At 71.6% G+C, this 12,654-nt stretch carries 9 protein-coding genes; 4 read left to right on the top strand and 5 right to left on the bottom strand.

The annotated features are described in order from the left end of the window. Window positions 1-2: 2 nt before the first annotated feature. From ACFC8N_RS00290 to ACFC8N_RS00280, 3 genes are read right to left on the bottom strand one after another with little or no spacing between them, the layout of a single operon-like run. Window positions 3-1,034, bottom strand: a complete 1,032-nt coding sequence (locus tag ACFC8N_RS00290; RefSeq protein WP_376284976.1) for a TolB family protein — start codon at window positions 1,032-1,034, stop codon at window positions 3-5. After that, complete coding sequence (locus ACFC8N_RS00285; RefSeq protein WP_376284973.1) at window positions 1,031-2,311, bottom strand: MFS transporter; 1,281 nt, start codon at window positions 2,309-2,311, stop codon at window positions 1,031-1,033. The genes ACFC8N_RS00290 and ACFC8N_RS00285 overlap by 4 nt, the downstream gene beginning before the upstream one ends. Before the next feature lies 1 nt (window position 2,312). Next, window positions 2,313-3,200: an alkaline phosphatase family protein gene (locus ACFC8N_RS00280; protein WP_356020713.1), complete on the bottom strand. Its 888-nt coding sequence runs from the start codon at window positions 3,198-3,200 to the stop codon at window positions 2,313-2,315. A 701-nt stretch (window positions 3,201-3,901) separates the two neighbouring features. On the opposite strand from ACFC8N_RS00280, the gene ACFC8N_RS00275 reads away from it, so the two are divergent. Continuing rightward, window positions 3,902-6,916, top strand: a complete 3,015-nt coding sequence (locus tag ACFC8N_RS00275) for a bifunctional [glutamine synthetase] adenylyltransferase/[glutamine synthetase]-adenylyl-L-tyrosine phosphorylase (protein WP_356020716.1) — start codon at window positions 3,902-3,904, stop codon at window positions 6,914-6,916. On the opposite strand, the gene ACFC8N_RS00270 is transcribed toward ACFC8N_RS00275, so the two are convergent. Continuing rightward, complete coding sequence (locus ACFC8N_RS00270; protein WP_376284970.1) at window positions 6,898-7,779, bottom strand: phosphatase PAP2 family protein; 882 nt, start codon at window positions 7,777-7,779, stop codon at window positions 6,898-6,900. The two genes, ACFC8N_RS00275 and ACFC8N_RS00270, sit on opposite strands and share 19 nt — an antisense overlap. A gap of 68 nt (window positions 7,780-7,847) precedes the next feature. Next, entirely contained in the window at window positions 7,848-8,882 is a 1,035-nt protein-coding gene (locus ACFC8N_RS00265; protein WP_362820526.1) for a LacI family DNA-binding transcriptional regulator, read from the bottom strand. Window positions 8,883-9,202: 320 nt separating this feature from the next. Between ACFC8N_RS00265 and ACFC8N_RS00260 the strand changes: the two genes are divergently transcribed. From ACFC8N_RS00260 to ACFC8N_RS00250, 3 genes are all read left to right on the top strand, one after another. Beyond that, window positions 9,203-10,477: an extracellular solute-binding protein gene (locus ACFC8N_RS00260; protein ID WP_356020724.1), complete on the top strand. Its 1,275-nt coding sequence runs from the start codon at window positions 9,203-9,205 to the stop codon at window positions 10,475-10,477. A 99-nt stretch (window positions 10,478-10,576) separates the two neighbouring features. Further along, window positions 10,577-11,581 (top strand): sugar ABC transporter permease, encoded by a 1,005-nt coding sequence (locus ACFC8N_RS00255; protein WP_356020726.1) that lies wholly within the window; start codon window positions 10,577-10,579, stop codon window positions 11,579-11,581. A gap of 19 nt (window positions 11,582-11,600) precedes the next feature. Continuing rightward, entirely contained in the window at window positions 11,601-12,506 is a 906-nt protein-coding gene (locus ACFC8N_RS00250; RefSeq protein WP_376284965.1) for a sugar ABC transporter permease, read from the top strand. Window positions 12,507-12,654 lie beyond the last annotated feature (148 nt).

Here is a 12,654-nt window from a genome sequence, read left to right as displayed (position 1 = left end):
CCTCAGTCCGGGAACGCGGGGGACAGCGCGGCGGAGGCGATCCGGCGCGGCACGCCGGAGCCGTCCGCGGGAACGGTGTACAGGTCGGCGCCGTAGTCGGCCGGCAGCGCGTACACGAGCGTGCGCGCGTCGCGCCACACCACCTGATCGTCCACGCTCCTCGACTCGGCCAGGGCGGTCTCCTTCATCGTCCGCAGGTCGAGGACGTACAGATGCCAAGGGGCGTCCTTGGGCAGGCCCTTGACGCGCTTCTTGTAGGCGACGCGCGTGCCGTCCGGCGACAGCGACGGGCACTCCACGTTCGCGTGCAGGGTCGTCACCGTACGCGTGCGCAGGTCGCCCCGGACCAGGTAGGTGCTCCCGCCCGTGGCGAGCGTGGCGTAGAAGGTGCGGTCGTCCGCCGCGAACGTGACTCCCCAGAAGTTGGCGTCGGCCGCCCGGTACGGATGCCCGTCCTTGACGATCCGGAAGTCCTCCAGCGACGGGATCAGCTCACCGCTCCGCGTGTCCACGATGGCCGCGCGGGTGGAGAAGTTCGTACCGGCATAGCTGTCACCGCCCACGAACGCGGTCCAGGCGGCGAAATGGCCCGTCGGCGACACCCGCGCCCGCGACGGGATGCCCGGCACGTCGTAGCGGTGCACCGTCCGCAGCCGCGCGTCCAGGATCACCGCCCGGTACGTGTCCGACACCGGGCCGTGCACGGCCTGGAGGCACACCCCCACGCCCGAAGCGGCGTAGAAACGCAGGCACTTGACGCCGGAGGCCGTGCGCGTCCCACCCGGGTCGTCCGCCGGAACCGACGTCAGCTCGTCCCGGTGCGGCCCCCAGGACATGTTCCGGAAGACCATCCGCCCCTTCCCGCTCCCGGTCCCGGTCAGCGTGACCGTCCCCGGGGCGACCCGCGGCCCGCCCGCCTGAACCTGGTCACGACGTTCGGCGCGGGCCGAGGCGTGCAGGACGGAGGCCACCCCGATCGCGGCCAGCACGGCGACGGCCGAGACCAGGACCAGGATGCGGTTGCGTACGCTCATGCGGTGGTCACCGTCCCCTTCGGACGCACGGTCAGGGCGAACGCGGCACAGCCGACCAGCGCCACCGCGGCCCCGGACAGCGCCGCCCGGTCGCCCCACACCGTCCAGGCCGCCCCGAACAGCAGCGAGCAGGCGAACCGGGCCATCGCCTGCCCGGTCTGCACGAGCGCCAGCCCGGACGAACGCAGCGCCTCCGGCACCCCCTCCGAGGCCGCCGCCATCAGCACCCCGTCCGTGGCCGCGTAGAAGGTGCCGTGCAGGGCGAGGACGACGTACGGCAGCCCGGCGCCGTGCCACGACGTGAGGAGAAGCGCGTACGCGACGAGCAGCGCCCCGTGCCCGCCCAGGAACACGGCCCACCTCCCCACCCGGTCCGCGAGCCGGCCGAGCGGGACCGCCAGCAGCAGGAACGCGCCGGCCGTGCCGAGCGGCAGCAACGCGAACCACCGGTCGGGCACGCCCAGCCGCCGCTGGAGCAGCAGATACACGAACGAGTCACTGACCGTCGCCAGACCCAGCAGCAGCGCGCACACGGTGATCCGGCGCAGATCACGGCGCCCCAGCAGCCGCAGGGCGGCCGACAGGGTGGGCCGCTCGCCAGGAACCGCGCCCGCGCCCGCGCCACGGTCCCCCCGCCCGCCCGGCACGAACAGCACCAGCACCAGCACGCCGAGCACCGCGACGCAGAAGCTGACGGTGAACACGGCGTCGTACCCGTCCACCGTCGCCCGCAGGATCAGGAACGCCACCAGCGGTCCGAGCAGCGCGCCCGCCGTGTCCATGGCCCGGTGCACCCCGAAGGCCCGCCCTCGCGCCTGCGGCGTACTGGACAACGAGATCAGGGCGTCCCTCGGCGCCGTCCGCAGCCCCTTCCCGGTCCGGTCGGCGGCGAGCACGAGCCCGATCGGCGTCAGCGAGTGGGCGACCAGCAACAGCGGCTTGCACAGGGCCGAGAGACCGTACCCGAACCCGGCGACCCACTTGTGCCGCCCGCCGCCCCGGTCCGCCAAGTGCCCGCCCACGAGCCGTACGAGCGCCGAGAAACCGTTGTAGACGCCGTCGAGCAGCCCGAAGCCCAGCGGCGACAGACCGAGCCCCGTCACCAGGTACAACGGCAGCACGGCCGTGACCATCTCCGACGACACGTCCGTGACGAGACTGACGGCACCCAGGGCGAGGACGGCAGGAGCGACCACGCTCCGGCGCCGCCCGGCCGAAGGCCGGGCGGCGCCGTCGGCGGACGTCTGCCGTGTCGCGCGGCTGTCCGCTACGTACACCTCAGGACGCCCAGATCCCGGTGATGTCCTGAGCGGAGGAGGCGTTGCCGGCGTGCGTGCTCAGCCCCTGCGTGTCCTCCAGGGTGCGCAGCAGGTCGTAGTGGTTGTACGTCGTGGAGCTGGACGCCCCGGCCGTGACCGGCTGCCCGTACAGAACCGTCGGAATGCGGTTGCCGCTCAGCCGGTTGTCCTCGTCGAACGTGACGACGAGCAGGCTGTTGTGGGTCTTGGCCCACGTGGCGTACGCGCCGAGGTTGTTCTTCAGCCAGGTGTCACCGGTGGACACCGAGCAGTCGTGCATGTCGCTGCACAGGTTGGGGATGACGTACGACATCTGCGGGAGCTGGGTGTAGTCCGTCGGGAACTGGTCGAACGTCATGGCGCTGTCCGTCGGGATGTTGCTGAACCCGAACCAGGGGTTGTGCTTCTGGGCGTAGTCGCCGCTGCTGCACGAGGTGTCGCCCTGGCTGGGCAGATCCTCGTTGTAGCTGGCCCAGGTCCGGCCCGCGGCGATCACCTCGGACGCCAGGTTCGCGGCCGACGAGAACCCGGGGGTGACACAGCTGTCGTCCGTCACCCCCTGCGTGTCGCCGGAGAACATGGCGTAGTAGTTCGGCTGGCTGGGGTGGGTCTCGGCGTACGACTGCGTCAGCTTGGCACCTCCCGACACCAGCGAGTTGATGTAGGGGGCGCTGGAGGAACCGATGACCTGGCTGTACGCATGGTTCTCAAGGACCACGACGACCACGTGATCCGGGCTCGGAACGGCGCTCGCGGCGTGCGCGGACGCGCCTCCGAGGCCGGTCCACAGCCCGACCGCGACCGCGGCGAAGGCGGTTGTCGACGCCACGGCCGTACGGGCACGGCGGTAGACGGAACTGCCGGACACATCAACCTCCGGGTGGGGGGGAGGAACGGGGTTGGCGGTGCGGACAGAGCATGCACACGCCAACATTCCCCCACCCCAAGCCCCTCAACCCAGACGGTGAAGACCGGATGAACGCCTGGCGCGACCGACGCTCCCCGAACCCGACCGGACGGACGGCCGCCCACGGACGACGACCGGCGCTTCCCGTGGCCGCCCGGACGACCGCCCACGGACGGCGCCCGGTCCTCCCCGGAACCAGACGGACGGCCGCGGACGGCGACGGGCGCTTCCCGCGGCCGCGACCGGGGGATGGCCGCACACGGCGGGAAGGGGACGTGCCGGGTGGTGTCCGCCCGCAGCGGCCGGCGCACACACCGCCCCACCCCTCTCCCAAGAGTCCGCCGGACCGAGGACGGACACCACCCGGCGCGGCACCGACCCACCGCCCCCCTGGGCGCGACCCGCACCCCCACGGGCCCGCACGGGCCGCCGCAGGCATCCACCCACCACCTCCGCGCAGGCGCGGCACCGACTCCCCACCCGCCTGGGCGCGACCTGCACCCCCACGGCCCCGCACGGGCCGCCGCAGGCATGTCAGCCCCGCACCCCGCACCCGCACCCCGCACCCGCACCCCCGCCCCGGCCCCACCACCCGCTCCCCACCCCCCCGCATCCGGCTAGGCTCGGCCCAGGACGACCGAGATCCCCAGGGGAGGCCGAGCATGACGCCGGGCCGCAGGAGCAGCACCTTCACCCGCCTGCTACGACACGGCTTCACCGACCCCTCCGCCGCCGAGCGCCTCCTCGACGGCCCCGAACTGGCCCCCGTCCGCAACGACCCCGTCCTCCTGGCAGCCCTGGGCGCGACCGCCGACCCCGACCTGGCCCTGCACGGCCTCGTCCGCCTCCTGGAGGCCCAGCCCACCTCCACGGACCACCGCGAACTCCTCGACACCCTCATCGCGGCCAAACCCCTGCGCGACCGCCTCCTGGGAGTCCTCGGCGCCTCCACCGCCCTCACCGACCACCTCGCCCGCCACCCCGCCGACTGGCAGGCCCTGGTCACCTACGAGCCGCACGACCTCCACCCCGGCCTCGCGGAGTTCGAGCGCGGCCTGGCCGAGGTTTCCGACCCGGTCTCCCTCCGCGTGGCCTACCGCCGCTGCCTGCTCTCCATCGCCGCCCGCGACGTCTGCGGCACCACGGACGTGGCCCAGACGGCGGCGGAACTCGCGGACCTCGCGGCCGCCACCCTCCGCACCGCCCTGGCTCTGGCGCAGGCGGCCGCCCCCGAGGACGCCGCGGCCTGCCGCCTGGCGGTGATCGCGATGGGCAAGTGCGGCGGACACGAACTGAACTACGTCTCCGACGTGGACGTGATCTTCGTGGCGGAGGCGACGGAGTCCGTCACCGAGGCCAAGGCCCTCACCGCCGCCACCCGCCTCGCCTCGCACCTGATGCGCATCTGCTCGGAGACCACGGTCGAGGGCTCGATCTGGCCGGTGGACGCCAACCTCCGCCCCGAGGGCCGCAACGGCCCCCTCGTCCGCACCCTCTCCTCCCACCTCGCCTACTACCAACGCTGGGCGAAGACCTGGGAGTTCCAGGCCCTGCTCAAGGCCCGCCCGGTCGCGGGCGACGCCGCCCTCGGCCGGGCCTACGTCGACGCGCTCGACCCCCTGGTCTGGCAGGCCGCCGAACGCGAGAACTTCGTACCGGACGTCCAGAAGATGCGCCGCCGCGTCATCGACAACATCCCCGCCTCCGAGATCGACCGGGAACTCAAACTCGGCCCCGGCGGCCTGCGCGACGTCGAGTTCGCCGTCCAGCTCCTCCAGCTCGTCCACGGCCGCGCCGACCAGTCCCTGCGCAGCGGCACCACCCTGGACGCCCTCCAGGCCCTCGCCGCCGGGGGCTACGTGGGCCGCGAGGACGCCGCCCGCCTGGCCGAGGCGTACCGCTTCCTGCGGGCCATGGAGCACCGCATCCAGCTGTACCGCCTGCGCCGCACCCACCTCGTCCCCGTGGCCGAGGAGGACCAGCGCCGCCTCGGCCGCTCCCTCGGCCTGCGCACGGACCCCGTCGCGGAACTGAACCGCGAATGGAAGAGACACACCGGCGTCGTACGGCGCCTGCACGAGAAGCTCTTCTACCGCCCCCTCCTGGACGCCGTCGCCCAACTCGCCCCGGGCGAGGCCCGCCTGAGCGCCGTCGCGGCCCGCGAACGCCTCGTCGCCCTCGGCTACGCCGACCCGGCCGCGGCCCTGCGCCACCTGGAGGCCCTGGCCTCCGGCGTGACCCGCAAGGCGGCCATCCAGCGCACCCTCCTGCCCGTCCTCCTCGGCTGGTTCGCCGACTCGGCGGACCCGGACGCGGGCCTGCTCAACTTCCGCAAGGTCTCCGACGCGCTCGGCAAGACCCCCTGGTACCTGCGCCTCCTGCGCGACGAGGGCGCGGCGGCGGAGAACCTCGCCCGGGTCCTCTCGGCGGGCCGCCTCGCCCCCGACCTCCTCATGCGCGCCCCCGAGGCGGTGGCCCTGCTGGGCGACGGCGACGGCACCGGCATGCCCGGAGCCGGCCTCACCCCCCGCGAGCGCACCCCCCTGGAGCAGGAGATCCTCGCCGCGGTGGGCCGCGCCGAGAACGCCGAGCAGGGCGTCACCGCGGCCCGCGGCGTACGCCGGCGCGAGCTGTTCCGTACGGCCGCCGCCGACATCGTCGGCTCCTACGGCACCGAGACCCGCCCGGCCGAGGCCCACCAGGGCGCCCTGGTGGACCAGGTCGGCGCGGCGGTCTCGGACCTCACCGCGGCCACCCTCGCCGGCACCCTGCGCGCCGTGGTGCGGGACGGCTGGGGCGACACGCTCCCGACCCGTTTCGCGATGATAGGGATGGGCCGGTTCGGCGGTCACGAGCTGGGCTACGGCTCGGACGCCGACGTCCTCTTCGTCCACGAACCGCAGGACGGCGTGCCCGAGCACGAGGCGGCCGCCGCCGCGAACAAGGTGGTCGCCGAGATGCGCCGCCTGCTCCAGATCCCGAGCGCCGACCCGCCGCTGCTCATCGACGCCGACCTGCGCCCGGAGGGCAAGTCGGGCCCGCTGGTGCGCACCCTGAAGGCGTACGAGGCGTACTACCGCCGCTGGTCGCTCGTCTGGGAGTCGCAGGCCCTGCTGCGCGCCGAGCCGGTCGCCGGGGACGAGGACCTCGGCCGGCGCTTCACCGAACTGATCGACCCGCTCCGCTACCCCCGCCACGGCCTGGCCGAGGACGCCGTCCGCGAGATCCGCCGGCTGAAGGCCCGCATGGAGTCCGAGCGCCTCCCGCGCGGCGCCGACCCCAAGCTGCACACGAAGCTCGGCCCGGGCGGACTGTCGGACGTCGAGTGGACCGTCCAGCTGCTCCAGCTCCGGCACGGCTGGGAACTGCCCGGCCTGCGCACCACCCGCACCCGCCAGGCCCTCGTCGCCGCCCGCGAGGCCGGGCTGCTGTCCGCCGAGGACACGGAGATCCTGGACGAGGCGTGGGTCCTGGCCACCCGGGTGCGCAACGCGGTGATGCTGGTGCGCGGCCGGGCGGGCGACACCTTCCCCACGGAGCCGCGCGAGCTGGCGGCGGTGGGCCGCTACCTGGGCTACGGCGCCGGTCACGCGGGGGACATGCTGGACGCCTACCGCCGTACGACGCGCCGGGCGCGCACCACCGTCGAGGAGCTGTTCTACGGCGACGGAACGTGACGGCCGGCCGGTGCCGCAACGGGATCCGCCCCGACCGGCTCCGCCACGCGCCGCGGCAGCCGGTGCGGCACCGCCCCGTACACGACCCCGGCCACCCCGAACCCGAAGCTCAGGCAGAGCACACCGCCGACCGCGTCGAGCCAGAAGTGGTTGGCGGTGGACACGATGACGAGGAGCGTGGTCATCGGATACAGCAGCCCCAGCACCCGCACCCACGGCACGGACGCCAGCGCGAAGACCGTCACCCCGCACCACAGCGACCACCCGATGTGCATGGACGGCATCGCGGCGTACTGGTTGGACATGTGCTTGAGGTCGCCGGAGGCCATCGAGCCCCAGGTGTGGTGCACCAGCACGGTGTCCACGAAGTGCCCGCCGCGCATCAGCCGGGGCGGCGCGAGCGGGAACAGGTAGTAACCGACGAGCGCCACACCCGTGGTCGCGAACAGCACCAGCCGGGCCGCCGCGTACCGCCCGGGATGCCGGCGGTACAGCCACACCAGCACACCCAGCGTGATGATGAAGTGCAGTGTGGCGTAGTAGTAGTTCATCCCGATGATCAGCCAAGTCACCGAATTCACGGTGTGGTTGACCGACCGTTCCACGGCGATGCCCAGAAGATGCTCGACGCGCCAGATCCAGTCCGCGTTGCGCAGCGCCTCGGCCTTCTGCTCCGGGACGGCGTTGCGGATCAGTGAGTACGTCCAGTAACTCACCGCGATCAGAAGGACTTCGAACCAGAGCCGGGGCCGCCGGGGCCGGCGCAGCCCGCGGCGCGGACCCGGTGTGCCCTCGCCCGTGACCGCCCTCGGAGCGGCCGCCTCCTGGCGACCTTCCGACTGCGTCACGGCCGAGTCACTCATGGGCATCAAGTCTGCCAGAAAAGGCTTCTCCGACAGATCATCCCAAGGTCGGGTCCGAACCGCACCTTCTACGACGCACGGAGGACATTCGGCGCCGAAGCGGTCGAACCGCGCACCACCAGCTCCGGCATGAAGACGAACTCGCTGTGCGGCGCGGGCGTTCCGCCGACCTCCTCCAGCAGCGTGCGCACCGCGGCCTGTCCCATCGCCGGCACCGGCTTGCGCACGGTGGTCAGCGGCGGGTCGGTGAACGCGATCAGCGGGGAGTCGTCGAAACCGACCACCGAGACGTCGCGCGGCACCTCCAGCCCCCGCTGCCGGGCGGCCCGTATGGCACCGAGTGCCATCATGTCGCTCGCGCACACCACGGCCGTGCACCCGCGGTCGATGAGCGCGCTCGCCGCCGCCTGGCCGCCCTCCAGGGTGTACAGCGAGTGCTGGATCAGCTCCGCCTCGACCGCGGCGGCGTCCAGCCCCAGCTGGTCCTGCACGGCCCGCACGAAGCCCTCGATCTTGCGCTGCACGGGCACGAACCGCTTCGGCCCGAGCGCCAGCCCGATCCGGGTGTGGCCCAGCGACACCAGGTGGGTCACCGCGAGCGTCATCGCGGCCCGGTCGTCGGGGGAGATGAAGGGCGCCTGCACCTTCGGCGAGAAGCCGTCCACCAGCACGAACGGCACGCCCTGCGCCCGCAGCCGCTCGTAGCGCTGCATGTCGGCGGTGGTGTCCGCGTGCAGCCCGGAGACGTAGATGATCCCGGCGACCCCGCGGTCCACGAGCATCTCGGTCAGCTCGTCCTCGGTCGACCCGCCCGGCGTCTGCGTGGCGAGCACCGGCGTATAGCCCTGGCGGGTCAGCGCCTGGCCGATGACCTGGGCCAGGGCAGGGAATATCGGGTTCTCCAGCTCCGGCGTGATCAGGCCGACCAGGCCCTCGCTGCGCTGCCGCAGCCGCACCGGGCGCTCGTAGCCGAGGACGTCCAGCGCGGCCAGCACGGACTGACGGGTGGTGGCGGCGACGCCCGGCTTCCCGTTGAGGACCCGGCTGACGGTCGCTTCGCTCACCCCCGCCTGCGCAGCGATGTCGGCAAGCCGTGTGGTCACGGCACTGGACTGTACCGGTCGTATGACGCCTTGCCCACCAGCCGGACGCCGGGCCCGGGCGGCCTGCCGGCCCCGTGCGGATTGCTGTGCCATGGGCACTCCTCGTCCTTGTGTCGGCCTGGTGGTGGCAAGAGCTTGCAGAGTCTTGCACAAGCAACATGCCTTTGCTGAGCGGTCACAACAGAGTAACCATCGTGTTCCCTTGCACTTTTTTTCTGCAAGGTCTTTCGCAACGCTTACAACGCTGTTACGTTCCCAGTCGCCCGGCGGCCGCAACGGCGCAGTCGGCACCACACGGGCTCAACCCTCAAGGAGAACTCATGCGGCGTGGCATAGCGGCCTCCGCGCTGGTGGCGTCCTTCGCCCTCGCGGCGACGGCCTGCGGCGGCGGGAGCAGCGACAGCGGCAAGGCCGGCGGGCCGGTCACCATCACCTGGTGGGACACCTCCAACGCCACGAACGAGGCGCCGACGTACCAGACCCTGGTCCAGCAGTTCGAGGCCCAGAACAAGAACATCAAGGTCAAGTACGTCAACGTGCCCTTCGACCAGGCGCAGAACAAGTTCGACACCGCGGCCGGCTCCAAGGGCGCCCCGGACATCCTGCGCTCCGAGGTCGGCTGGACCCCCGCCTTCGCGAAGAAGGGCTACTTCCTGCCGCTGGACGGCACCGAGGCCCTCTCCGAGCAGAGCAGCTTCGAGCCGAACCTGATCAAGCAGGCGCAGTACGAGGGCAAGACCTACGGCGTCCCGCTGGTCACCGACACCCTCGCGCTCGTCTACAACAAGGCGCTGTTCAAGAAGGCCGGCATCACCGAGGCCCCCAAGACCTGGGACGAGCTGAAGTCGGACGCCGCCAAGGTCAAGGACAAGACCGGCGCCGACGGCTACTGGGGCTCCACCCAGGCCTACTACGGCGAGCCGTTCCTCTACGGCGAGGGCACCGACACCGTCGACGCCGCCGCGAAGAAGATCACCGTCGACTCGGCCGCCGCGAAGAAGGCCTACGGCACCTGGCTGGGCCTGTTCTCCGGCAAGGGCCTGCACAAGGCCGACACCACCGCCGACGCCTACGCCCACATCTCGGACGCGTTCGTCAACGGCAAGGTCGCCGCGATCCTCCAGGGTCCGTGGGAGATCACGAACTTCTACAAGGGCAGCGCCTTCAAGGACAAGTCCAACCTCGGCATCGCCGTCGTCCCGGCCGGCTCCACCGGCAAGGCGGGCGCCCCGACCGGCGGCCACAACCTCTCGGTCTACGCCGGCTCCGACAAGGCCCACCAGGACGCCGCCCTGAAGTTCGTGAAGTTCATGACCTCGGCGAAGTCCCAGGAGACCATCGCCCTGAAGAACTCCACCCTGCCCACCCGCACCGACGCCTACACCGCCCAGGTCAAGTCCGACCCCGGCATCGCCGGTTACCAGGGCGTCCTCTCCGCCGCCCAGCCGCGCCCGGCGCTGCCCGAGTACAGCTCCCTGTGGGGTCCGCTCGACACCGAGCTGCCCAAGATCGCCGGTGGCAAGGAGTCGCTGGACCAGGGCCTGAGCAACGCGCAGGTCGCCATCGCCAAGCTGGTGCCCGACTTCAGCAAGTAAGCCCGCGTGGCCGCCGGGTCCTCCGTCGAGGGGGGAAGGACCCGGCGGCCACCGCCCTGTGCCCGGCCCACTCTCCTTGATCTCTGAAGGTGTCGAACCATGACAGTCGCCATCGACCGCGCGACCGGCAAGCGCCGCGGTGACCGCGCGCCTCGGCCCGGGCTGGGGCAGCGCATCAGACACGGCTACCAGAAGTACTGGTACGCGTACGCGATGATCGCCCCGGTGGTCGTCGTGCTCGCCGGCATCGTCGCCTACCCGCTGATCCGCGGCGTCTACCTCACCCTCACCGACGCCAACAGCCTCAACTCGGCGCGCACGATCGGCGTCAACCACATCGCGGCCACCTACAAGTTCATCGGCCTCGGCAACTACAAGGACATCCTGTTCGGCCCGCTGTCGTACGACCGCTTCTGGTCGCACTTCCTGTGGACCGTCGTGTGGACCGCCGCCTGCGTGGCCCTGCACTACACCCTCGGCCTGGGCCTCGCGCTCATGCTCAACGAGAAGCTGCGCGGACGCACCCTCTACCGGGTGCTGCTCGTCGTGCCCTGGGCCGTGCCGACCTTCGTCACCGTCTTCTCCTGGCGGATCATGCTCTCCGACTCCGGAGTGATCAACCAGGTCCTGCACTCCCTGCACCTGCCCCAGCCGCAGTGGCTGGAGGACACCTTCTGGCAGCGGTTCGCCGCCATCATGGTCAACACCTGGTGCGGTGTGCCGTTCATGATGCTCTCGCTGCTCGGCGGCCTGCAGTCCATCGACTCCTCCCTCTACGAGGCGGCCGAGATGGACGGCGCGAACGCCTGGCAGCGCTTCCGGCACGTCACCCTGCCGGGCCTGCGGTCCGTCAGCTCCACCGTCGTACTCCTCGGCATCATCTGGACCTTCAACCAGTTCGCGATCATCTTCCTGCTGTTCGGCCCGACCAGCGCCCCGGACGCACAGATCCTCGTCACCTGGGCCTACTTCCTGGGCTTCGGCCAACAGCCGCGCGACTTCGCCCAGTCCGCCGCGTACGGCGTACTGCTGCTGTCGATCATCACCGTCTTCACCTCCTTCTACTTCCGCTGGCTGAAGCGCAATGACCAGCTCGCCGTCTGACGCCGCAGGAGCCGCCGCCATGAGCACCACGACCCTCGAAGAGACAGTGGCCGCACCGGCCCCCGCCGCCCGGCCCGCGCGCCGGGCGCGCCGGCGCGGCGAGCGCGGCCCGCTCGGCGCCGCCCTGCTGCACGGCGGTCTCGCCGTCGCCAGCCTGATCGCGCTCGCCCCGGTGGCCTGGCTGATCTTCCTGTCCCTCGGGCCCGAGAAGGACGACTATCTGCACCCGGGCAAGATCCTGGGCAAGCTCACGTTCTCCAACTACGGCTTCGTGCTCCAGCACACCGGCTTCTTCGACTGGTTCAAGTCGACGATGATCGTGGCCGGCGGCACCACCTTGATCGGCGTCTTCGTCGCCGCCACCACCGGTTACGCGGTCTCCCGGATGCGCTTTCCCGGCTACAAGCAGCTGATGTGGGTCCTGCTGCTGACCCAGGCCTTCCCGATCGCCATCCTGATCGTGCCGATGTACGAGATCTTCAGCGAGCTGGATCTCATCGACACCTACTGGGCGCTGATCGTCATCAACTGCACCACGGCCGTGCCGTACAGCGCCTGGCTGCTCAAGGGGTACTTCGACACCATCCCCTTCGAGATAGACGAGGCCGGACGCGTCGACGGGCTCAGCCCGTTCGGCACCTTCTTCCGGCTGATCCTGCCGCTGGCCCGCCCGGGCCTGGCCGTGGCCGCCTTCTACAACTTCATCACCGCCGTCGGCGAGGTCGCCTTCGCGACGACCTTCATGCTGGACGACTCGAAGTACACCTTCGCCGTGGGCCTGCAGACCTTCGTCAGCGAACACGACGCCCAGTGGAACTACATGGCCGCCACCGCGGTGCTGATCGCGATACCCGTGTCCGCGTTCTTCTACCTCGTGCAGAAGAACCTCGTCACCGGCCTGACCGCGGGCGGCACGAAGGGCTGACGGCCCTCAGGAAGAGAGGCTCCCGCGCACGGCGTGCGCGGGTAGGCGGCCGCGGTCCCCATCCGACCCCGCTGTGATCGCGGCCGCCTCGCACACCACCCCCGGTCCCCGGCAACCGTCGCCGTACCCACGCGCCCATGACCAGAAC

The sequence above is a fragment of the Streptomyces sp. NPDC055966 genome (genome assembly GCF_042269865.1).
In the GTDB taxonomy this organism is placed as follows: domain Bacteria; phylum Actinomycetota; class Actinomycetes; order Streptomycetales; family Streptomycetaceae; genus Streptomyces.
This window is presented reverse-complemented; position numbering and strand designations above follow the sequence as displayed.